Origin of the sequence: Mesorhizobium sp. M2E.F.Ca.ET.209.01.1.1, from assembly GCF_004010375.2 — a bacterium.
Lineage (GTDB): Bacteria > Pseudomonadota > Alphaproteobacteria > Rhizobiales > Rhizobiaceae > Mesorhizobium.
Genome location: NZ_SADP02000021.1, coordinates 1 through 21,040, shown reverse-complemented (window position 1 = coordinate 21,040; position 21,040 = coordinate 1). Strand labels below are relative to the sequence as shown.

Annotated in this window: 20 protein-coding genes and 1 pseudogene; 10 read left to right on the top strand and 11 right to left on the bottom strand. The window is 64.6% G+C overall.

The window, feature by feature from the left end; all coding sequences use genetic code 11:
* Positions 1–186 precede the first annotated feature (186 nt).
* From EN852_RS28430 to EN852_RS28415, 4 genes are all read right to left on the bottom strand, one after another.
* Positions 187–3,498 carry an error-prone DNA polymerase gene (locus tag EN852_RS28430; protein WP_127879107.1) on the bottom strand — a complete coding sequence of 1,104 codons (3,312 nt, stop codon included), beginning with the start codon at positions 3,496–3,498 and terminating at the stop codon, positions 187–189.
* The gene (locus EN852_RS28425; RefSeq protein ID WP_127879105.1) at positions 3,495–4,970 is read right to left on the bottom strand and encodes a DUF6504 family protein; all 1,476 of its coding nucleotides are present in this window, start codon (positions 4,968–4,970) and stop codon (positions 3,495–3,497) included. The genes EN852_RS28430 and EN852_RS28425 overlap by 4 nt, the downstream gene beginning before the upstream one ends.
* Entirely contained in the window at positions 4,912–5,904 is a 993-nt protein-coding gene (locus EN852_RS42575; protein WP_127879103.1) for a hypothetical protein, read from the bottom strand. Before EN852_RS42575 ends, EN852_RS28425 begins: the two co-directional genes overlap by 59 nt.
* A gap of 183 nt (positions 5,905–6,087) precedes the next feature.
* Positions 6,088–6,753, bottom strand: coding sequence for a hypothetical protein (locus tag EN852_RS28415; protein WP_127879101.1), 666 nt, complete (start codon positions 6,751–6,753; stop codon positions 6,088–6,090).
* 671 nt (positions 6,754–7,424) lie between these two features.
* Here EN852_RS28415 and EN852_RS28410 point away from each other — a divergent pair.
* Complete coding sequence (locus tag EN852_RS28410) at positions 7,425–7,862, top strand: metallopeptidase family protein (RefSeq protein ID WP_042645389.1); 438 nt, start codon at positions 7,425–7,427, stop codon at positions 7,860–7,862.
* A gap of 252 nt (positions 7,863–8,114) precedes the next feature.
* Here EN852_RS28410 and EN852_RS28405 read toward each other — a convergent pair whose 3' ends face one another.
* Positions 8,115–8,321, bottom strand: coding sequence for a DUF1737 domain-containing protein (locus EN852_RS28405; protein WP_095820644.1), 207 nt, complete (start codon positions 8,319–8,321; stop codon positions 8,115–8,117).
* A 91-nt stretch (positions 8,322–8,412) separates the two neighbouring features.
* Positions 8,413–9,291 (bottom strand): CoA ester lyase, encoded by an 879-nt coding sequence (locus EN852_RS28400; RefSeq protein ID WP_189546237.1) that lies wholly within the window; start codon positions 9,289–9,291, stop codon positions 8,413–8,415.
* 693 nt (positions 9,292–9,984) lie between these two features.
* Between EN852_RS28400 and EN852_RS28395 the strand changes: the two genes are divergently transcribed.
* The 3 genes from EN852_RS28395 to EN852_RS28385 all read left to right on the top strand — a co-directional run bounded on the left by EN852_RS28395 (position 9,985) and on the right by EN852_RS28385 (position 13,491).
* Positions 9,985–10,683, top strand: a complete 699-nt coding sequence (locus EN852_RS28395) for a response regulator transcription factor (RefSeq protein ID WP_127879097.1) — start codon at positions 9,985–9,987, stop codon at positions 10,681–10,683.
* Positions 10,671–12,242, top strand: coding sequence for a HAMP domain-containing sensor histidine kinase (locus EN852_RS28390; protein WP_127879095.1), 1,572 nt, complete (start codon positions 10,671–10,673; stop codon positions 12,240–12,242). Before EN852_RS28395 ends, EN852_RS28390 begins: the two co-directional genes overlap by 13 nt.
* A gap of 82 nt (positions 12,243–12,324) precedes the next feature.
* A complete protein-coding gene (locus EN852_RS28385) occupies positions 12,325–13,491 on the top strand; it encodes an FAD-binding oxidoreductase (protein ID WP_127879093.1) in 1,167 nt (388 codons plus the stop codon).
* Here the strand turns inward: EN852_RS28385 and EN852_RS28380 are convergent.
* The 5 genes and pseudogenes from EN852_RS28380 to EN852_RS28360 form a co-directional block, all read right to left on the bottom strand.
* On the bottom strand, positions 13,440–14,219 hold the full coding sequence (locus EN852_RS28380; RefSeq protein WP_127879091.1) for a DUF72 domain-containing protein: 780 nt from the start codon (positions 14,217–14,219) through the stop codon (positions 13,440–13,442). The genes EN852_RS28385 and EN852_RS28380 overlap by 52 nt on opposite strands.
* 44 nt (positions 14,220–14,263) lie before the next feature.
* On the bottom strand, positions 14,264–14,749 hold the full coding sequence (locus tag EN852_RS28375; protein WP_127879089.1) for an SRPBCC domain-containing protein: 486 nt from the start codon (positions 14,747–14,749) through the stop codon (positions 14,264–14,266).
* 43 nt (positions 14,750–14,792) lie between these two features.
* The gene (locus EN852_RS28370) at positions 14,793–15,242 is read right to left on the bottom strand and encodes an SRPBCC family protein (RefSeq protein ID WP_127879087.1); all 450 of its coding nucleotides are present in this window, start codon (positions 15,240–15,242) and stop codon (positions 14,793–14,795) included.
* A complete protein-coding gene (locus EN852_RS28365; RefSeq protein WP_040987974.1) occupies positions 15,239–15,559 on the bottom strand; it encodes a metalloregulator ArsR/SmtB family transcription factor in 321 nt (106 codons plus the stop codon). The genes EN852_RS28370 and EN852_RS28365 overlap by 4 nt, the downstream gene beginning before the upstream one ends.
* A 99-nt stretch (positions 15,560–15,658) precedes the next feature.
* A pseudogene (locus EN852_RS28360) lies at positions 15,659–16,083 on the bottom strand (GNAT family N-acetyltransferase).
* A 181-nt stretch (positions 16,084–16,264) separates the two neighbouring features.
* Here EN852_RS28360 and leuD point away from each other — a divergent pair.
* The 6 genes from leuD (at position 16,265) to EN852_RS28330 (ending at position 20,804) form a co-directional block, all read left to right on the top strand.
* Positions 16,265–16,870: a 3-isopropylmalate dehydratase small subunit gene (gene leuD, locus EN852_RS28355; protein WP_040987979.1), complete on the top strand. Its 606-nt coding sequence runs from the start codon at positions 16,265–16,267 to the stop codon at positions 16,868–16,870.
* 65 nt (positions 16,871–16,935) lie between these two features.
* The gene (locus EN852_RS28350; RefSeq protein ID WP_127879085.1) at positions 16,936–17,856 is read left to right on the top strand and encodes a hypothetical protein; all 921 of its coding nucleotides are present in this window, start codon (positions 16,936–16,938) and stop codon (positions 17,854–17,856) included.
* A gap of 286 nt (positions 17,857–18,142) precedes the next feature.
* A complete protein-coding gene (locus EN852_RS28345; protein ID WP_127879083.1) occupies positions 18,143–18,526 on the top strand; it encodes a RidA family protein in 384 nt (127 codons plus the stop codon).
* A 47-nt stretch (positions 18,527–18,573) separates the two neighbouring features.
* Positions 18,574–18,924: a VOC family protein gene (locus tag EN852_RS28340; RefSeq protein WP_127879227.1), complete on the top strand. Its 351-nt coding sequence runs from the start codon at positions 18,574–18,576 to the stop codon at positions 18,922–18,924.
* Between the two features lie 286 nt (positions 18,925–19,210).
* Positions 19,211–20,314: a 3-isopropylmalate dehydrogenase gene (gene leuB, locus EN852_RS28335; protein ID WP_127879081.1), complete on the top strand. Its 1,104-nt coding sequence runs from the start codon at positions 19,211–19,213 to the stop codon at positions 20,312–20,314.
* Entirely contained in the window at positions 20,307–20,804 is a 498-nt protein-coding gene (locus tag EN852_RS28330) for a GNAT family N-acetyltransferase (RefSeq protein WP_246694439.1), read from the top strand. The genes leuB and EN852_RS28330 overlap by 8 nt, the downstream gene beginning before the upstream one ends.
* Positions 20,805–21,040 lie beyond the last annotated feature (236 nt).

The following is a 21,040-nucleotide window of genomic DNA, read 5'->3' as shown; positions in this document are numbered from 1 at the left end:
TGGGATCCATGCCGTGACGTTGGCCACGAAGTGCAACGGAGCAGAATTCTGCACCTGTAGCGGCGCTCGCAGGTAACGGCATGGATCCTCGGGTCTGCGCTGCGTCGCTTCGCTCCTTGCTTCGCCCGTGGATGACGAAGGCGTTTTTCGCTCCCGTCGCGTTCCCCTCTGTGCTGGAAATCGCTGCTACTGAAAATTCCGCCCCTTCGGCATGACCTGCTGTGCGGCGCCCGACAGGGCTTCGGCGTCCTGGCGGACAGGCAGGCCACGGCTTGCGGCGGGATTGTGCTCGATGACCGGGCGATTGGCGGATTCCAGCAGCACGCTCAGCCAGGGGGTCAAATCCTCGATCCGGTCGGCGACGATGTGGATGACGTTTGATTCGTGCTGCAGCTTGCCGGTGACGCGGATGAAGCGGGCGCCCATGACCACCGGGCGGAAGCGGTCGAAGACGCGCGGCCAGATGATGACGTTGGCGATCGATTTTTCGTCCTCCAGCGTGAGGAAGATCGCATTGCCCTTGCCCGGCCGCTGGCGCACCAGCACGAGGCCCGCGACGGAGACGCGGCGGCCGTCACGCACCGACGGCAGATGGGCGTTGGGGGTGACGCCGGCGCGGGTCAGCCTTTCGCGCAGGAAGGCGACGGGGTGCTCCTTCAGCGACAGGCCAAGCGCGCGGTAATCATGCACGACATGCTCGCCGAGCGGCATTTTCGGCAGTTTCGTTTCCGGCTCCAATTCACGCAGGCGAAGCGAGGGCTGGTCGAACAGCGGCAGTTTCTCGGCGGCGCTCCTGCCGTCGAGGGCGCGGACTTCCCAGAGCGCGGCCCGGCGGTCGAGGCCGATCGAGCGGAAGGCGTCGGCCTCAGCCAATCTTTCGATCTCGCCGACATCGAGGCCGGAGCGCAGCCAGACATCCCTGACCGATCGATAGCCGGCGCCGCGATGCGCGACGACGGCTTTCATACGTTCCTCGGACAGGCCCTTGATCTGGCGGAAGCCGAGGCGCACCGCATGCGCCGTCTCGATGACGCCGCGCATCGAGGCGTGGCGCTCGAGGATGCGGGACGGATCGAAGGCGGTGGCCTCCAGGGTGCAATCCCAGACGGAATGGTTGATGTCGACCTCGCGCACCTCGACGCCATGGTCGCGCGCGTCGCGTACCAGCTGCGCCGGCTGGTAGAAACCCATCGGCTGCGCGTTCAGGATCGCGGCGCAGAAGACGTCGGGAAAGAAGGTCTTGAACCAGCAGGAAGCATAGACCAGCAGCGCGAAGGAGGCGGCATGGCTTTCAGGAAAGCCATATTCGCCAAAACCCTCGATCTGCTTGAAGCAGCGCTCGGCGAAGTCCTTGTCGTAGCCATTGCCGACCATGCCGTCGATCATGCGCTGGCGGTAATTGCCGATCGTGCCGGTGCGCTTGAAGGTCGCCATGGCGCGGCGCAGCTCGTCGGCCTCGCCCGGCCGGAAGCCGCCGGCGACGATGGCGATCTTCATCGCCTGTTCCTGGAAAAGCGGCACGCCCAACGTCTTGCCGAGGATTTTCTTGAGCTCCAGGCTGGGGTAATGGACCGCCTCCTTGCCCTGCCGCCGGCGCAGATAGGGATGCACCATGTCGCCCTGGATCGGGCCTGGGCGCACGATCGCCACCTCGATGACGAGGTCGTAGAAATTTTCCGGCCTGAGACGCGGCAGCATCGACATCTGCGCGCGCGACTCGATCTGGAAGACGCCGAGCGTGTCGGCTCTCTGGATCATGGCGTAGACGTCCTCGTGCTCTTCGGGAAGGGTGGCGAGCACGTAAGGCCGTCCAAAAGGATCCCGCGCTTGCGGATAATGGTCGGTGAGCAAGGTGAAGGCGCGCTTCAGGCAGGTCAGCATGCCGAGCGCCAGCACGTCGACCTTGAGGATCTTCACGGCGTCGAGGTCGTCCTTGTCCCATTCGACCATCTTGCGCTCTTCCATCGCCGTCTTGACGATGGGCACGACCTCGTCGAGCCGGTCGCGGGTGATGACGAAGCCGCCGACATGCTGGGAGAGGTGGCGGGGGAAGCCCATGATCTCGTTGGCGCGCTCCAGCACTTGCCGCGACAGCGGATCGGTGCGGTCGAGGCCGCCGGCATTGGCTTCCCTTTCGCCGAGCTCGGAGGTCGACCAGCCCCAGATGGTGCTGGACAGCGCGCTGCGCACGTCCTCCGACAGGCCCATGGCCTTGGCCACCTCGCGCAGGGCGGAGCGGCCGCGATAGCTGATGACGGCGGCGGCCAAGGCGGTGCGCTTGGCGCTGTATTTCTCGTAGATATAGGCGATGACCTCGTCGCGCCTTTCATGCTCGAAGTCGACGTCGATGTCGGGAGGCTCGTTGCGCTCCTCCGAGATGAAGCGTTCGAACAGTGTGTCGATGCGCTCGGGGCCGACCTCGGTGATGCCGATGCAGAAGCAGATGACCGAATTGGCGGCCGAGCCGCGGCCCTGGCAAAGAATGTCCTTGCTGCGGGCGAATTTGACGATGTCGTGGACGGTCAGGAAATAGCGCGCATAGTTCAGGCGCTCGATCAGCGCGAGCTCGCTGTCGATGCGTTTGAGCACATATTCGGGAACGCCGGCCGGATAGCGCCTGACCGCCCCTTCGCGCGCCAGGCGCTCGAGCTCGGCCTGCGGCCCGAGGCCGGATTCGGTCGGCTCGTCCGGGTAATTGTATTCGAGGTCGCTGAGCGAGAAGGTCAATTCACCGGCGAAGCGCAGCGTCTCGGCCAGCGCTTCAGGGTGACGGCGGAAAAGGCGCGCCATCTCCAGCGGCGGCTTCAGATGGCGCTCGGCATTGGCGGTCAGCTCCAGCCCGACCTCGCAAACCGGCGTGTTGAGGCGGATCGCGGTCAGCACGTCCTGCAGCGGGCGGCGGTCGGCGGCATGATAGAGCACGTCGTTGGTCGCCATCATCGGGATACGCGCATGGTCGGCCATCGCCGCCGCCTGCTCGATGCGGAAGCGGTCATTGCCGCCATAATCCGGCGCCACGGCCAATCGGAGCGCTGCGCCGAAGCGATCTTTAAGCCGGCTAATAAATTCCAGATTCTCTTCCGCGCCGCCGGACAGATTGGGCAGGATCGCCAGCGACATCCGATCGCCCCATTCGAGCAGGTCGTCGAGCTTGAGCAATGTCGCGCCCTTCTCGGTCTCGTCGCGCAGATTGGCTTGTGTGAGCATGCGGCACAGATGCCCCCAGCCCTGGCGGTCGCGGGGATAGGCGAGAATGTCCGGCGTGCCGTCGCCGAACACCAGGCGGCAGCCGGGATGATAGGGCATCTTCTCCACCTTGGCCTGCTGCCAGGCGCGCACGACGCCGGCCACGGTGTTCCTGTCGGCAAGCCCGATCGACGAAAACCCGTAGAATTTTGCCGTGACCACCAGCTCCTCGGGCTTGGAGGCGCCGCGCAGGAAGGAGAAATTCGAGCTTATGCCGAACTCTGCATAGGGGATGGCGGTCAGCGCGTTCATGCGAACACCCCATGCATATACCAGCGTGGTGGCGCGGCCTGCGCGGCGCTGCTGTAAAGCCCCTGGCGGTAGAGCCAGTAGCGGCGCCCCTCGCTGTCCTCGATGCGGTAATAGTCGCGGGTCGGCGCCTCTTCCTCACCGGGCAATTGCCGCCACCATTCGGCGGCGATGCGTTCCGGCCCCTCGGCGCGGGCGACGCGGTAAAGCGCGCGCCGCCAGCGGAAATTCATCGGCGGACCCTCCGGGATCTCGGTCGCCGGCACCTCGATCGGCTCCGGCGAGCGGAACAGGCGCACCGGCCGCTCCGGCGGATAGATGGTCATCGGTGGCGCCGTCCGGCCGGCCGCCGGGGCGCGCCGTTGCGGTGCTTCGGCGAAAGGCACGGTCTTGACGGCGCGCTCCGGCAGATGGCTCTCGACGACCACCGGCTTCAGCACGGCGGCCTCGCCGAGGCGGGCGCGGACGCGGTCGGCGAACAGCGCGATGTCGGCATCATCGTCGTCCGTCTCGCCGGTGAGGTCGCCCTGAACCAGATCGAAGGCGGCGGCCGACAGCACGGAGAGTCGCACGAGGTCGAAGCCGAAGCCGGCATCGATGTTCTGCTCCAGCGCGGCAAGCCGCTCATGGAACAGTCTTTGGATCAGCCGTGGCTCGCGCATCGGGCGCGAGGTGCCGACGGCGATGCGGCTGACGGCGCCGTCGACGCGAAAGAGAAGCAGCGCCAGCGTCCTTGCGCCTTCGCCGCGGCGCTCAAGGTCGGTCTTCAAGGCGATCGCCAGCCGGCTCACCAGCCGCTCGATGTCGTCGGTGAGCATGACCGGCTCGGCAAGATGGCGCTCGACCGAGAGCGGTGCGACGGGAAGGCGCGGCGAGACGGCCTCGTCGAGGCGGCCGAGCGCCTGGTCGAGGCGCAGAAGCAGAGTGGCGCCGAAGCGGCGTGCGATCGGCGCGCGGGGTGCCGCCATCACCGCGCCGGCGGTGCGCAGGCCCACGCTCTCCAGGCTGGCGCGGGTCTCCGGCGCGATGCGCAGCGCCGAAAGCGGCAGGGGCGAAAGCAGCGCCTCCTCCTCGCCGCCGGCCACGATGCGGTTACCGTGGAAGCGCGCCGCCGCCCAGGCGGCGCCGGGGGTCGACGCAAGGCCGGCGCGGACATCGAAACCCTGCTGGAAGAAGCGGGTGAGGATCTCATCCTGCATGGCGCGCTCGCCGCCGAAGAGATGCGTGCAGCCGGTGACGTCGAGGAACAGCCCGTCCTCGGCGTCGATCGCCACCAGGGGCGTGTAGCGGTCGCACCAGTCGGCAAGGCCTTCGAGCAGGCGGCGGTCGGCTTCCGGGTCGGCCTCCACCACATCGATCGAAGGATGCATGGCGCGGGCATCGGCAATGCCCATGCCGCGCTTCAGCTTCAGCGCCTCAGCCCGCTCGTCGAGGGCTGCGATGCGCTGGGTGTTGTTGTCGCGATGGCTGATCACCAGAGGCAGGTGATCCGACGGCCGGGAACGCCAGGACCGCCCCAGACGCTGGCGCAGAATCCGCTCCGCGCTGAGATGCGGGAACCACAGCGACAGGATTCTCTGTTCTTTCCGCAAAAGCGTGCTCATTTGGGTTCCACTCCAGTGTGAATTGTCCGGGCAGGGCCGTGCGGCTCTTGCCGATATCGACCTTGAAGGCGGGGCGGCCGATCGAGCCGGCGAGGGGTCCGGCGACCGTCTCGCGGTTCGCCGCCGGCGCCGCCGAGACGATGAGGCGCACCGGGGCGGCGGTGGGATCAGCCTCGCCGGCCTGGCGCAGCAACAGCAGCGGACGGCCGGCGTTCTGGGCCCGCGCATGCAGCCGGCGCGTGGCAGTGAGGTCGAGAAGCCGCGGGCTGCCGCGGATCTCGAGGATGACCGCGGCGAAGGCCGTCATGCGGGCGGCCTCCTCGGCGATCCACAGCGCGTCGAGCAGTTTCGGGGCCTCGGAAAACAGCAACTGTTCCGGCTCGATGCCGAACAGGGCATGAAGGCCCCTGGCATAGGGCAGGCCGGCCTCGTGGAAGATCTCCGACGTGCCGACCCAGAGCATCGGCAGGCCCTGCTTCTCCTTGAGGATCAGGCTTACCAGCGAGAGCGCGAAGCCGGCGACCGCGCCGGCATCGCGGGTCTCCAGGCCATGGATTTCGCTGAGCGCCGCCCTGGGCAGGCCACCGCCAAGGGCGGTGTCTAGGCCCTCGATGCCGGTGCGCAGAAAGGCGTCCGCCGAACCCACGGCAAGGCCGCGCCGGATGACCGTGGTGCCCAAGCCGGAGGCATCGATAGGCATCCCACCCGCCGGCGCCTGCAGGCGCTCGGGCAGCGTTCCCTCGATCTTTGCGATCTGGCGGCGCAGGGCAAAAACAGTTTCCCGCGCCACGGCGCTCATCGCCATGACGTTCACTTCCGGCAGCAATTGTTCCTGTTATGTTCTTATAGATTCCAGAGGCGCCCGGAAGAGTCAAGCGGAGTCCACGGGGAATTTATTCCTAATTATATGCTTGACGCACTGAGGAATAAAATCCTATGATCCACATCGACAAGCTGGCAGAAATCACAAGGAGTTTGCAAGGGTGCCTTACACCCGACGTTTTGGCTTCTTCGACTGCTTTGGTTTCGAAGTGGCCTTCTGAGAATCGTGATTGGATTGAAGCTGGAGCGTCAGGTGATCTCGACCGTCTGGTCCGCGACCTAGCCAATCATCTGCGTCAGCGCTGCGGATTGCTTCAATTGCAGATTGCCAATGGGCCTGCACCGCTGCCCACTCGTGGATGAGCTCGATAACTGTTTGTGTTTGCTTGTCCAAAGAGGACTTAGTGTAGGTTATCCCTGAACCGCGTAAGCCACCTTTTCTCGCTGCCATGCGCATCCAGATTGGTAGATCTCCGCTATCCAGCTTAATTGCCATCGGCTGGCTGTGCACTATTGGGATGCGGGCTTCGGTGTTGGCCTTGGCTGTCATATTGACGAGTTTGTCAAAGCGAGCTTCCCAGTCTTTTGAAATAGGACGCCAGACTGCCTTATCGTCACATCGCAGTTCTTCAAAAAGAGCGTGCACTAGATCCAATTTGGCACGCATGGCGAGATTGGCTGTGACAACCATGCCAGTTCTCGGGTTGGTGAATAATAGGTCGTGAATTGCGCTGTCTACCTCCCGCTCTAGCGCGCCCCATGCGATAATGAAGCGACCGACAGCGCGCTCTACTTTAAGGTCGCGTGCGGGCAGATAAGGTTCATCACTCATGTCAGGCTCCGATAAACCACGGACCAGGAAAAAGGCGACGAGGTTATTGCGCCGCCTTTTGAAATACACCGCCCGATCACAGGACGGCCAAGAAGCCGGTTAACCGCCCATTAACCAAGAAGCTTGCAAAACAGAAACCGGGCGGCAATCCCGCGAAGAACAACCGCCCGGAAGAAGACGGCTAGGCCGCCTTACTTTTTGATCGTGCGAACAATGTGCGTGGTGGGTTTGCTTTGCGCGGTTTTCACAGACGTAAAGCGGCCCGTCACGGCACTCTGGCCGATCTTGTAGGTCTTGCTCATGCGTATCACCTCCTTTCTCGGGCAGTGGCCCGGCGTAGAGGTGTGCCCGTGAGGTGTGGTGACGACCGAATCACAAGACCGGTGAAATAATGATGAAATGCCTACTCGGAGTCGAGTCGGCGTTTCTTGCTCAAGCGTAGGAATTTTCGCGCCTTCTGCTTAGGCGTAACAATTCACCGACAGGTGAGACATTCGTTGCACTTGGAGACGCTGGACGCGTGGACTTACCGGCCGGCTTGGTGATGTGGTCAGGGTTGGCATCGCCGCATGAGGGCAGGACTTCATTCTTTGCTCGGAAAATGACCCGCCAGCCGGCTCATTTGCCTCTATCGGCGCGAAAGCCTATATGCCGGGATCAAAGGACAGTTCATGGCCCGCATCTACAAGACACGTACCTGGCACGATCAGCTCTCGCCGTCGATGGACGAGCTGGAGCTTATGGCGCTGGAGGCCTATGCCCATCTGCCGGACGAGTTCCGCCAGCTCACCGGCGAGATCGTCATCCAGATCGCCGAATTCCCGACCGACGAGATCATGGACGACCTGTCGCTGGAGACGCCCTTCGACCTGCTCGGCCTGTTCGAGGGACGCGGCATCGCCGAGCGCTGGAACCCGCAGACCGGCGAGGGACCGAACCGCGTCACGCTCTACCGCCGCGCCATCCTCGATTACTGGGCCGAGAACGAGGAGACGCTGGGCGACATCGTCACCCATGTGCTGATCCACGAGATCGGCCACCATTTCGGCCTATCGGACGACGACATGGAGCGGATCGAGGAGGCCGCCGAGCAGGCGGCGGCGGGCTAAGGCGCACCCCGTCATCCTAGGGCGAAGCAAGGAGCGAAGCGACGCGCGTAGACCCTAGGATCCATGCCGTTCCATCAACACCAAACCCGCGGTGACGAACGGAACGGTCCCGCCCGACACCGCAAACATCCCCTACATTCTGACCCGCTGCGCTTTTCGGCTCAGGTAACGGCATGGATCCTAGGGTCTGCGCTCCGCTTCGCGTCGCTCCGCCCTAGGATGACGAAGTCGGACGGTCGCCGCCCCTTCTTCCTACCAGTCGCTGAGCTTGGTGTCGGCTGTGTATTCCTGGCCTTCGACATCCTTCACCACGGCCTGACCGCAGCGCATCGACTTGGTCTTCTTGTCATAGGCGTAGGTCGGCGAGCCGAACAGGTGCCAGCCCTTGTTCAGCGCGGCGGTGACCTTGTGGCAGAAGGTTGAATCGTCCGGGCCGGACAGGAAGCGGTAGAGTTTCATGTTTCGTCTCTGATCGTGATTGTCTCAGCCTATGCATGTCGTTTCCCAAAACCGCCGCGCGTTTTTGGGCGACATGCATCAGCCCTGCGCATCATGCGCCGATGATCGCGGCCTTCGCCAGAAGTTTCTCGGCTTGCGCCAGATGCAGCCGCTCGACCATGCGGCCGTCCAGCGCGATGACGCCCTTGCCGGCATTTTCGGGCCGCGCGAACGCATCCCGGATCGCACGTGCCTGAGCCAGCGCCTCGGACGCCGGCGAAAAGGCGCGGTTCGCCGGCTCGATCTGGGCCGGGTGGATCAGCGACTTGCCGTCAAAGCCCATGGCGGCGGCTTCCGAGCATTCGCCGGCAAAAGCATCGAGGTCCCGGAAATCATTGGCGACGCCGTCGATCACGTCGAGGCCGCCGGCCCGCGCCGCGAGCACCAGCTGCATCAGCCAGGGCATCAGATAGCGCCGGTCGGGCGTCGCAAGAATGCCGGTCGCCTTCACCAGGTCGTTCGTTCCGGCAACGAAACAAGCGAGCCGCGAGGCCGGGTCGCGGCCGAGCTCGGCGATGGCGCCGATGTTGAGCAGCGCCTTGGGCGTCTCGACCATCGCCCATAGTTTCACGCTGTCCGGCGCGAAATTGTCGTCGAGCAGGTCGCCGGCCTCGAGGATGTCGCGCGGCGTGCCGATCTTGGGCAGGAGAATGCCATCGGGCCCGGCCTTGGCGACAGCCAGAAGATCGTCGGCACCCCATTCGCTGGCGAGCGGATTGATGCGCACCACCATCTCGCAGCGCTTTTCGCCGCCGGCAAGGATGCCTGCGACCTTGCCGCGCGCGGCAGCCTTGTCGGCGGGCAGGACGGCATCCTCCAGATCGATGATGACGGCATCGCAGGCAAGCGAGCCGATCTTGGCGAGCGCCTTGTCGTTCGAGGCGGGGATGTAAAGCACCGAGCGGCGCGGGCGGTAGGTGTCGACGGTCATGGCCGATCTATGCCGGGTGATGGCGGATGAGGCAAGGCGACTCCCTCGAGGGCAGGACAATCGCATAGGGCAGCGCTAGCCCCCTCTCCGTCTCGGCGCTGCGCGCCGTGCCACCTCTCCCCCACCTTGTGGGGGCGAGGAAACGCTAATCGTCGACGGCGCGGTCTTCGCAAGCCTGGGTTCCTCGCCCCGCCAGAGGCGGGGAGAGGTGGCTCGGCGAAGCCGAGACGGAGAGGGGAGCGCCCTATGCGATTAGCCTGTCTCAAGGGAGCTAGCTGCACCAAATCTGCAAATCCTTGCTGAAAAGCTCCGGGATTCCGCCGCGCGCTTACCTCGCCTGTCGGCGAAACCGGCGGCATGCGAACGCCTCACTCATCCCGCTGGTCCCTGCCGCGCCGGCTCCGCAATGAAGGCTGGTGGCTCGTCGAGCCGCAAGGGCCATGCCATGAGGCGGACGTCCTGCTTTTCGCCCCGAGATCGCGCCACGAGGTGGGGGCGAACACGCCGAGGAGGGTACGGCGATGACGCTCTTTGCCGATCACGCCATGGGCTCTGCATAGCCAAATGTCCGAGGCCTTTGTCCATTCATCTTCGTGTCCCCACACATCTCACGACCGAAAACAATTTCGCACTTTTCCATGGAATTGCTCTAATCCTGCCGTCACTCAACCTTACGCGCCGGGCCACTGATCGATGCCGCACAACATCCTCGTCGCCGACGACGACCCGCATATCCGCGAGATCATCTGCTTTGCGCTGGAAAAGGCCGGCATGAAGACGGCCGCCGTGGCCGACGGCGCCGCCGCGCTCCAGGCGGTCGAGCGGCGCGCGCCCGACCTCATCGTGCTCGACATCGGCATGCCGGAGATGGACGGGCTGGAGGTCTGCCGCAGGCTCCGTCAAAAATCCGACGTGCCGGTGCTGTTTTTGTCCGCGCGCGACGAGGAGATCGACCGCATCCTCGGGCTGGAGATGGGCGGCGACGATTATGTGACCAAGCCGTTCAGCCCGCGCGAGCTGGTCGCCCGCGTCAACGTCATCCTGCAGCGCGCGCGTCCGGCGCCGGTCGAAGAAGAAGCGGACGACCGCGCGTTCGCGCATGGCAAGCTCCTGCTCGTCCCGGCAAGCCATGCGGCGAGTTTCGACGGCAAGCCGCTCACCCTGACGGCGATCGAGTTCGCCATCCTGAAAGGCTTTCTCGCCCGTCCGCTTCATGTGCTCGGCCGCGACGCGGTGATGGCCAATGCCTATGCCTCCAACATCCATGTCTCGGAGCGCACGGTCGACAGCCACATCCGCAACGTGCGGGCCAAGCTGGCGGCGGTCGGCTGCGTCGACGCGATCGCGACGGTGCATGGCGTCGGCTTCCGGCTCGGCCGATGCGGTGGTTGAGCAAGGAAAGGTGGCGGCCGCGGCTCGCCACCGTCGTCATCGCCATCCTGATCCTGGTCATGGCGCTGCCGCTGGTCGGGCTGTTCTTCTTCCGGCTCTATGAGAACCAGCTGATCCGCCAGACCGAGGGCGAGCTGATCGCGCAAGGGGCGGTGGTCGCCGCCCTCTACGCAAAGGAGGTGCGCGCCGCCGGTATTCCCCAGGACAGGCTGGGTTCGCCGATCTCGGCCGATCCGGCGCGGGACAACAACTATCCCTATGAACCGATCGAGCCTCGCCTCGATCTCGCTTCGGACGACGTGATGCCGACGCGGCCGGCGGCGCTTCCCGCCACTCCCGACCCGGCCTTCGCGGCTATCGGCGGCCGGCTCGACGGCATTCTCGACGAAACGCAGAAAACGACGCTTGCCGGCTTCCGCCTGCTCGATCCCCACGGCGTGGTGATTGCCGGCGGCGACGAGATCGGCCGGTCGCTCAGCGGCGCCGAGGAGGTGCGGACCGCGCTTTCCGGCGCCTATGCCAGCGAGCTCAGGCTCCGCATCCCCGACCAGCCGCCGCCTCCGCTTTACTCGGTGAGCCGGGGCACCAGAGTGCGCGTCTTTGTCGCCATGCCGGTCGAGCTCGATGGCCGGGTCGCGGGCGTCGTCTACCTGTCGCGGACGCCGAACAACATCGTCAAGCATCTCTATGGCGAGCGCGGCAAGGTGACGTTGGCGGCCATCGCCATTCTCGGCGGCACGCTGCTGATCGCGCTGGTGTTCATCCGCACCGTCAGCCGGCCGATCTATGCGCTGATCGAGCGGACGAAACGCATTGCTGCCGGCGACCGCGAGGCGATCAGGCCGCTCGCTCATCACGGCACACGCGAGATGGCGGCGCTGTCGACGGCCTTCCTCGACATGGCGACCAAGCTGCAGGCGCGCTCCGACTCCATTCAAACCTTCGCCACCCATGTCTCGCATGAGCTGAAATCGCCGCTCACCGCAATCCAGGGCGCGGCCGAGCTGCTGCGCGATTCCGGCGGCGCGATGGATGAGGCCGAGCGTCGGCGTTTTTCCAACAACATCGTCACCGATGCCGGGCGGCTCAATCTCCTGGTGCGCCGGCTGCTCGACCTGGCGCGTGCCGAAAACCTGGAGCCGAGCGGCGAGAGCACGACGCTTCATGCGGCATTGGCTTCGCTGCCGATCGACACAAGGCTGGAAGCGCGGCTTGAAGACGGCGGCGATATCGGGCTCGGCATCTCGGCCGAGAATCTTGGCATCGTGCTCGCCAACCTCATCGACAATTCGGCAAGGCACGGCGCGCGGCAGGTGGCGATCCAGGCCTCCGCCGACGGCGAGCGCGCCTCGATACAGGTCGGCGACGACGGCGACGGCATCTCGGCCGCCAATCGCGGCAAAATCTTCGAGCCGTTCTTCACCACAAGGCGGGAGTCCGGCGGCACCGGCATGGGGCTCGGCATCGTGCTGGCCCTCCTGAAAGCGCATGATGGCACGATCAGGCTGGTTGACTCCGAGCGCGGCACGCGCTTCGAGATCAATCTGCCGGTCGTCTGAGAACCGGGGGTGGCTTGCTACGCAATTCCGTACGGAAAACCGCTACACACTTTTCCTGGAATTGCTCTGATCGGAGAAAAAAGTGCACTACGACATCGTCATCATCGGCGGGGCCATCGTCGGGTCCTCGGTTGCTTATTATCTGCGCGAGGAAGGCTTTACCGGCTCGATCGCGCTGATAGAGCGCGATCCGCAATTCTCGCATGCGGCGACGACCTTGTCCTGCGCCTCGATCCGCCAGCAATTCTCGATCCCTGAAAACATCCGGCTGTCGCAGTTCACGCTGAAACTGTTCCGGCGGCTGAAGGAGACGTTCGGCGCCGACGCCGATATAGGCTTCCGCGAAGGCGGCTATCTGATCCTTGCCGGCGAGGCCGGACTGCCTATCCTCAAGGCCAATCACGAGGTACAGGTCGCCGAGGGCGCCGACATCCTGCTCGAGGATGCCGGCCAGTTGACGCAGCGTTTCTCGTGGCTGTCGACGGAAGACATTGCCGCCGGCGCCTATGGCCGCAGCGGCGAGGGCTGGTTCGACGCGCATGCGATGCTGATGCTGTTCCGCAAGGCGCTGCGCGACAGGAAGATCGATTTCATCACCGCCTCGGTCACCGGCATCGCGCGCGACGGCAGCCGCGTCACCGGCGTCAGCCTCGACAATGGCGAGACGCTGGAAGCCGGCATCATCGTCAACGCCGCCGGCCCGAACGCCGGCAAGGTCGCGGCATTCGCCGGGCTCGAGCTGCCGGTCGAGCCGCGCAAGCGCAATGTCTTCGTCTTCGAAGCGCGTGACAAATTCACCGACATGCCGCTCCTGGTCGATCCATCCGGCATCTATGTGCGGCCCGAAGGCTCGGTCTACATCACCGGCGGCGCCGATCCGGAGGAAGGCGATGTCGCCCCCGATCCGACGGATTTCGAGGTCAACTGGCCGCTGTTCGAGGAGGTGATCTGGCCGGTTCTGGCCACCCGCATCCCGGCTTTCGAGGCGATCAAGCCGACGCGCGCCTGGGTCGGGCACTACGACTACAACACGCTCGACCAGAACGGGGTGATCGGGCCGCATCCGGAGGTCACAAACTTCCTGTTCGCCAACGGTTTTTCCGGCCATGGCCTGCAGCAGGCGCCGGCGGTCGGCAAGTCGATCGCGGAGCTTGTCATGCATGGCGGGTATCGGACGATCGACTGCACGGCGTTCGGCTATGAGCGGGTGGCGGAAGGAAGGGCGTTCCGGGAGCTGAACGTCATCTGACGAACGGCCGCATCCACCGAAAGCGCGTTGCCGAGCGCATGGCCCCGTGCCGTGTTGTCGAAGATGCACCAGCCTTCGGCGGCCGACGCGCTGGCTTCGGCAAGCCGCCTGCCGATTTCCAGAAGCTGATCGGCCTCGTAGTCCGAATAATAGATTCGCGGCGCGCCATGGAAACGGAAGTAGGCGATCTCGCGCCAGCCGCCGGGCATAGCGGCGGCGGGCACGGGAGCAGGGTCGGCCGCAACGCGCCCAACCTGAAAGCGGCTCAGCAAGGCCTCGGCTTCGGGTTCGAACCAGCTGGGGTGACGCGGTTCGCAGACCAGGCGCCGGTCAGTCTTCGCACGTAGCGAGGCGAAAAAGTTCTCGGCGATTTGGGCCTCGAATTGCAGGCTGGGTGGCAGTTGAATCAAAAGCACGGAAAGCTTGGCGCCGAGCCCTCCGATCTGACCAAGAAAAATGTCCAGAAGATCATTGCAACCTTGCAGGCGGCGCTCATGCGTCACGGCCCTGGGGAGTTTTGCGGAAAAGCGAAAATGGCCCGGAACCGAGCGCGCCCAGCGCTCAAAGGTTTCTCCCCGATGCGGCTTATGAAAGGACGAGTTGATTTCCACGATCGAAAGCCGCATGGCGTAGCGTTCAAGCTGCGAGCCGGCGGCCGGAAAAGAAGCTTTATACGCTGCTGGTATGCTCCATCCGGCGGTTCCCACGACACAGCTTCTGTTCTCCATATCCAAAAATCTGGACAGGTACGATTGCGGGTCAAGGGAGAGCTTCAGCCGCTCGGCCGCGCGTTGAGATAGGCTTGCAGCCAGCCAAGAACGCGCGTCCAGCCCTCGGCATGCTCGGCCGCGGCGTCCGGGAAGCCGGCGAAACCGCCATGGCAGATGGTCAGCCGTGTGCCGCCGGCGATCGGCTCTAGCAGGTAAGCCACTGTCGTTTCCTTGCGGCCGAGCGCCGGATGGTCCCAGTCGTAGCGCCGTGTCTGCACGATGCGGCGCGGCACCTCGACTTCGAGAAACTCGCCGCTCGCGTGGAGCCGTCGACCGTCCGCCGTTTTCACGACGACGCTCCAGCTTCCGCCGACGCGAAGGTCGGCGTTCCATCCGATCATACGATAGGTTTCGGGCGAACCCCACCAGCGCTCGACCTTCCGGGTGACCAGTGCGGCGATGACCTTGTCCGGCGCGGCGGGAAGGCCGGCCGAGGCCATCACCGTGTCGGCGTTCGCCATGGCTTGCGGCAAGGACAGTTGCAGCATCGCATGCACCCCCAGCGAAATTGTCTCGTATCCGGAATGAAGTTCAGCCTTTTGACGGCGGGCGCTCGAAACCCTTGCCGGTTTCGAGCAGACTCTTGAGGCTCGCCAGCACCAGCGGCCAGCCCTTGGAGACATTGGGGATCAGTCTGTGCGGGCCGTCGGCCTCGTGGACGACGGCGAGCTTCATCAATTCGCCGTCCGGCTCGATGGTGAAGGTGCAGCGCGTGTAGCCGTCCTCCTTCACCTCGGGCAGCCATTCATTGCGCCATTTGATCACCAGCCGCTTGGGCGGATCGATCTCCAGGATCTCGCCCGAGTCGGCGACTCGCCCGTCCGGGAAGATCAGCTTCCAGCTCGAGCCGACCTTCCAGTCGCTCTCCTGATAGGAGCAGAGGAAGAACTGCCGGTTGAATTCCGGATCGGTCAGCGCATGCCAGAGCTTTTCAGGCGTGGTGCGGATATAGGTGACATAGACGAAGCTGTTCTCGCTCACGGCTCTTCCCTTTCAAGGCGTTGCTTCAGGTCGCTCAATGCGTTGAGCCGATGGCGCTCGAACTTGCCGATCCAGCGCTCGGCGATCTCGTTGATCGGAACGGGGTTGAGGTAGTGCTCCTTCTCGCGGCCGCGGCGCATGGTGGTGACGAGGTTCGCCTCCTCGAGGATTGCCAGGTGCTTGGTCACCGCCTGGCGCGTCATGTCCATGTGCTCGCAGAGCGCGTTCAGCGTCTGCCCGTTCCTGGCATGGAGGCTGTCCAGCAATTGCCGGCGGGTCGGGTCGGCCAAAGCGCGAAAGACGGCATCCATGCTCATGGCTCTAATATGCAACCATTTGGTTTCATGTCAAGCGGTGAGACGCAAAAAGATCGGGTGCCGGGCTGCGGGACCCGGCGCCATCAGCCTGCGGGAGCGTCAACGCTTGCGGGAGAACCAGAAGGCGTCGCTCATGCGTGTCATGCCGATGCGCTCGTAGAAGCCGACGGCGTCCGGCATCGAGATCAGGCTGATGGCGACCGAAGGGCCGAGCTGGCGGCGCGCCTCGTCCATCAGGCCCTTGCCGATGCCGAGCCCTTGCGCCGAGGCGACACAGCGAGCTCGGAGATATAGCAGACCCAGGAGAAGTCGGTCACGCCGCGCGCGACGCCGACAAGCGGCTTGCCCTCGCTGTCGAGACGCGCCGTCAGCACCAGGTTGGCATTGCTGAGCATCGTCTTCAGGCGGGCCTCGTCATCGATCGGGCGCGTTTCGCCGAGGCCGGATTCGACCAGCACGCGGCGGAATTCGGCGACATCGAGCCTGGGCTCGCTGGCGTAAAGGACTTTGGAAGGACGGGCCATGGTCGCAGACTGCACCAGCCGGCCGGGATTTCGAAGCCATTTCTGAGGTATCTATCGCCCGCAAACCATGCCCGCCATTGGCCCAAGGGCCGTGCACGAACAGTTGCCTTTCATTTGCCGCCGGCTTTGTGTAAACCGTCCCGCAAAATTCCCCGCAAGCCAAGAAGACGGGCAGGTACCCATGGATAAATTCACCAAGCTCACCGGCGTCGCTGCGCCCATGCCGATCGTCAATGTCGACACCGACATGATCATCCCGAAGGATTATCTCAAGACGATCAAGCGCACCGGGCTCGGCACCGGCCTGTTCGCCGAGATGCGCTACAATGAGGATGGTTCGGAGAACCCGGATTTCGTGCTCAACAAGCCGGCCTACCGCAAGGCGCAGATCCTGGTCGCCGGCGACAATTTCGGCTGCGGCTCGAGCCGCGAGCATGCGCCCTGGGCGCTGCTCGATTTCGGTATTCGCTGCGTGATCTCGACCTCTTTCGCCGACATCTTCTACAACAACTGCTTCAAGAACGGCATCCTGCCGATCACGGTCAGCCCGGAAGACCTCGACAAGCTGATGGACGACGCCTCGCGCGGCTCCAACGCGACGCTGTCGATCGACCTTGAGGCGAAGGAAATCCGCGGTCCGGACGGCGGCGTGGTCAAATTCGACCTCGACGATTTCAAGCGCCATTGCCTGCTGAACGGCCTCGACGACATCGGGCTCACCATGGAGAAGGCCGGCGCCATCGCGTCCTTCGAGAAGCGGAACGCCGAGCAGCGCCCCTGGGCCTGAAGCGTTGAACGAATAGACCCGGCCGCAAGCGGCCGGGCTCGTGGCGGCTGAATGGAGGGACAGTCATGACACGCTCGCTTCTGGCCGGCGCTTGCGCGTTGGCGTGGGTGTTGATGCCGGTGGCCGGCGCTCATGCACAGACCGACAACGTGCTCGTACCGGCCGAGGATCCGTCCGGCGACGCCGCTGACCCTTCGAACACCGCCAATGCGGCCCAGGCCGATGACGACAGGCAGGCGCCGATCCCCTTCGAGGGCGGCCAGCTGACCATCACGCAGCCGGAGCAGGACGGCGAGAAGGTGCTTGCCTATGACGGCAAGCAGCTGGCCAGCAATTACGACGTCTTCTTCGACAGGATCGTCAAGATCGGCGACGTCAACGTCGCGCTCGTCGATGTCGGCGACGGCGGCAACCAATGCGGCCCGGCCAAGGTCATCGTTTGGAAGAAGGACGGCGAGATCCAGACCACCACGGTCGAGCAGGACGAATGCGGCGCGCCGCCGGCCGCCGTCTCCGACAGCGCCATCTATTTCGTGCCTTACCTGTTACCGGGCGATTCCAAACCGGCGCTGCAATGGTCGCCTACCGAAGGGCTGACTACCTCCGGCAACCTGACCTACACGCCGGAGCCGGGCACCGACTGGAAGGATGTCGACCCGTCGAAATATGACAACATCATCGACGCCTTCCACAACGAGGCCGTCTACAAGGCCGGCCAGGCGCTGCTGGGCAACGACATGCCCGACATGGCGACCAGCCTGCTGGTTGGCGGCGGCACCGAAAAGACGGCGTCGGGCGCCTTCTACGCCACCGGCTGCGTGCCGCATGACTGCGGCGGCAATGACGGTTTCATGGCCGTCGACCCGGCCAACAAGAAGCTCTATTTCGCCCGCCGCGGCGACAATGGCGAGCCGCAGGCCTGGCCGCCGGTGAAGGACTGGCCGGCGGATATCAAGAAGGCCTATGAGGATGCGCAAGGGAACTAGGGATTCGGTTCAGCGCGGCTTCGTCATCCACGGGCGGAGCGACGCGCAGCGGAGCGCAGACCCGAGGATCATGCCGTGACCGCTGCCGTAGAGCGCGAGGGTCCAGAATTCTGCACGGTTGGCGGCGCTTCGCTCCTTGCTCCGCCCTGGGATGACGACCTGAGGAAGGCTCAGGCAAATCTCCAAGGATTGCGCTCGCCTCGTGACAATGCTCCGCATTGCTTGGCCCACGACCAGCCGAGCCTGTTTTGCTAGATGCAGGCCTGAAAACCAACGCGAGGCTCCCATGCGCAAGCTCATCTCCACAGGCTCTCCCTTCGAAAAGACCGCCGGCTATTCGCGCGCGGTGGTGCAGGGCGACTGGTGCTTCGTCTCCGGCACGACCGGCTACGACTATGCCACCATGACCATGCCCGAGACGGTCGAGGCGCAGGCGCGCAATTGCCTGGCCACCATCGCCAAGGCGCTGGCAGATGGTGGCTTCGACATGGCCGATGTGGTGCGGGCGCATTACTACATCACCGACCAGGCTTTTGTTGACGTGGTCTTCCCGATCCTCGGCGAGGTGTTCGGCGACATCCGCCCGGCGGCGACGATGATCGTGTGCCAGCTCAACAAGCCGGAGATGAAGATCGAGATCGAAGTGACGGCGCTGCGGCGCACGGCATAGAGACCGTTGCCCGGCACGTGAGGCTCGCAAAGCAGGGTCAGCCCATGGTGAAAATCAGGCGCATCGTCGCCAACATCGCCACATCCGACATTGCCGCGGCCAAGCGCTTTTACCAGGACGTGCTGGGGCTTGATGTCCTGATGGACCAGGGCTGGATCCTCACTTGCGGCTCGGCCGAGACCATGACGGTGCAGGTGACCTTCATGGCCGAGGGCGGATCGGGCACGCCGGTGCCGGACCTGTCGATCGAGGTGGACGATGTCGACGCGGCGCTTGCGGGCATGGAGAAGGCCGGCTTTGCCGTCGAGTACGGCCCGGCCGACGAGCCCTGGGGCGTGCGGCGCTTCTATGTGCGCGACCCGTTCGGGCGGCTGGTGAATATTCTTTCGCATCGGTAGGCGCTGCTCCAGCTTGGGTTCCTCGCCCCCATGAAATGGGGGAGAGGTGGCTCGGCGAAGCCGAGACGGAGAGGGGGAGCGCACTACGAAGGCCCCCTCTCCGTCCGCTTCGCGGACGCCTCTCCCCCGCTTTGCGGGGGCGAGGAAACCAAGCTTCGAAAGGTCCTCTTGCGCCGCAACCGCTTGGCGTTTAGCAAGACGCCGGCCGCACAGCGCCGCGCGCCTCTTCGGCGCGCAAAGGACGCTGTGCAAATAGAAACTCATTTCTCTCCCGGGACGGTTCTCCATGGCTTCGAAAAATCTCTTTCTGCTCGCCGGCGATGGCATCGGCCCCGAGGCGATGGCCGAGGTGAAGAAGTTGATCAAGGCCATGAACGACAAGCTCGGCAGCGGCTTTGCCACCGACGAGGGCCTTGTCGGTGGCTGCGCCTATGACGCGCATGGCGCGGCGATCTCGGACGCCGACATGGCAAAGGCGATGGCGGCGGATGCCGTGCTGTTTGGCGCCGTAGGCGGACCGAAATGGGATGCGGTGCCTTACGAGGTGCGCCCCGAAGCCGGGCTCTTGCGCCTGCGCAAGGACATGGAGCTGTTCGCAAACTTGCGCCCGGCGATCTGCTATCCGGCGCTGGCCGCCTCCTCCTCGCTCAAGCAGGAGGTGGTCGAGGGCCTCGACATCTTGATCGTGCGCGAGCTCACCGGCGGCGTCTATTTCGGCGAGCCCAAGCAGATCATCGATCTTGGCAACGGTCAGAAGCGCGGCATCGACACCCAGGTCTACGACACGTTCGAGATCGAGCGCATCTCCGGCGTTGCCTTCGAATTGGCCCGCACCCGCAAGAACCACGTCATCTCGATGGAAAAGCGCAACGTCATGAAGTCGGGCGTGCTGTGGAACGAGGTGGTCAGCCAGACGCACAAGGCGCGTTACTCCGACGTCAAGCTCGACCATATGCTGGCCGATGCCGGCGGCATGCAGCTGGTGCGCTGGCCGAAGCAGTTCGACGTCATCGTCACCGACAATCTGTTCGGCGACATGCTGTCCGACATAGCCGCGATGCTGACCGGCTCGATCGGCATGCTGCCGTCGGCCTCGCTCGGCGCGCCGGACGCCAAGACCAAGAAGCGCAAGGCGCTCTACGAGCCGGTGCATGGCTCGGCGCCCGACATCGCCGGCAAGGGCATCGCCAATCCGATCGCCATGATCGCCTCCTTCGCAATGTGCCTGCGCTATTCCTTCGGCATGGTCGCCGAGGCCGACAAGCTCGAAGCGGCAATCGCCGCCGTGCTCGACGATGGCCTGCGCACCAAGGACATCTTCTCCGCGGGCATGAAGGAAGTCGGCACCACCGAAATGGGCGATGCCATCATCGCCAAGTTCCTTGGCTGATCCCGGCACAGTCGACATTCGCTGGGCGAGGGTCGACGATGCCGGAGCGCTCGCCACCGTGCTTTGCGCGATGGCGACGCATTACCGCCAGCCGCCGCTCGATTACAGCCGGGCGGCGGCCACGGCCCGGCAATGGCTCAGCGACGAGAGCCCGGCCTATCCGCATTTCGCCTTGGCCTTCGTGGATGGCGAAGTGGCCGGCCTCGCGTCGGTGGCCATCGCGCATCCAGGCATCGATCTCGAAAGGCTGATGTTCCTGAAGGATCTGTTCGTGCGCGACAGCACCCGTGACAAGGGCGTCGGCCGCGCGCTGGTCGGCTTTCTCGCCGGCTATTGCCTCAGCAGGGGCATCGGTCGCATCGATCTGACTTCCGAGGACTGGAACGAGGGCGCGCTGCGTTTCTACGACCGGCTCGGCGCCGAGCGCCACGGCCAGAAGGTTTTTCTGCGGCTGTCGAGCGACGCGCTGAACAAGGTCGCCAGAACCTGACGCCGGCCGGTATCGCCTCCCAACCTCGTCATTCTATGGCGGAGCAAGGAGCGAAGCGACGCAGCGCAGACCATAGAATCCTGTGTGTTGGTTTCGGTGTATGGTTGAAGTGGGAAGGAGACCGAGTGGATCCTGGTCGTCCTTTCGGACAGGCCGTGGCATGGCCCGGTCCCTTCCCACCGGTGAACCATCAACCTGAACAGTTGCACGGGGCTGTTCGAAGCAGACCCCGCACC

What these genes read in the sequence shown, in the direction of transcription:
- EN852_RS28430 (WP_127879107.1), bottom strand. Translation starts at nt 3,498, where the DNA reads ATGAACGCGCTGACCGCCATCCCCTATGCAGAGTTCGGCATAAGCTCG.
- EN852_RS42575 (WP_127879103.1), bottom strand. Translation starts at nt 5,904, where the DNA reads ATGGCGATGAGCGCCGTGGCGCGGGAAACTGTTTTTGCCCTGCGCCGC.
- EN852_RS28415 (WP_127879101.1), bottom strand. Translation starts at nt 6,753, where the DNA reads ATGAGTGATGAACCTTATCTGCCCGCACGCGACCTTAAAGTAGAGCGC.
- EN852_RS28410 (WP_042645389.1), top strand. Translation starts at nt 7,425, where the DNA reads ATGGCCCGCATCTACAAGACACGTACCTGGCACGATCAGCTCTCGCCG.
- EN852_RS28405 (WP_095820644.1), bottom strand. Translation starts at nt 8,321, where the DNA reads ATGAAACTCTACCGCTTCCTGTCCGGCCCGGACGATTCAACCTTCTGC.
- EN852_RS28400 (WP_189546237.1), bottom strand. Translation starts at nt 9,291, where the DNA reads ATGACCGTCGACACCTACCGCCCGCGCCGCTCGGTGCTTTACATCCCC.
- EN852_RS28395 (WP_127879097.1), top strand. Translation starts at nt 9,985, where the DNA reads ATGCCGCACAACATCCTCGTCGCCGACGACGACCCGCATATCCGCGAG.
- EN852_RS28390 (WP_127879095.1), top strand. Translation starts at nt 10,671, where the DNA reads ATGCGGTGGTTGAGCAAGGAAAGGTGGCGGCCGCGGCTCGCCACCGTC.
- EN852_RS28380 (WP_127879091.1), bottom strand. Translation starts at nt 14,219, where the DNA reads ATGGAGAACAGAAGCTGTGTCGTGGGAACCGCCGGATGGAGCATACCA.
- EN852_RS28375 (WP_127879089.1), bottom strand. Translation starts at nt 14,749, where the DNA reads ATGCTGCAACTGTCCTTGCCGCAAGCCATGGCGAACGCCGACACGGTG.
- EN852_RS28365 (WP_040987974.1), bottom strand. Translation starts at nt 15,559, where the DNA reads ATGAGCATGGATGCCGTCTTTCGCGCTTTGGCCGACCCGACCCGCCGG.
- leuD (WP_040987979.1), top strand. Translation starts at nt 16,265, where the DNA reads ATGGATAAATTCACCAAGCTCACCGGCGTCGCTGCGCCCATGCCGATC.
- EN852_RS28350 (WP_127879085.1), top strand. Translation starts at nt 16,936, where the DNA reads ATGACACGCTCGCTTCTGGCCGGCGCTTGCGCGTTGGCGTGGGTGTTG.
- EN852_RS28345 (WP_127879083.1), top strand. Translation starts at nt 18,143, where the DNA reads ATGCGCAAGCTCATCTCCACAGGCTCTCCCTTCGAAAAGACCGCCGGC.
- leuB (WP_127879081.1), top strand. Translation starts at nt 19,211, where the DNA reads ATGGCTTCGAAAAATCTCTTTCTGCTCGCCGGCGATGGCATCGGCCCC.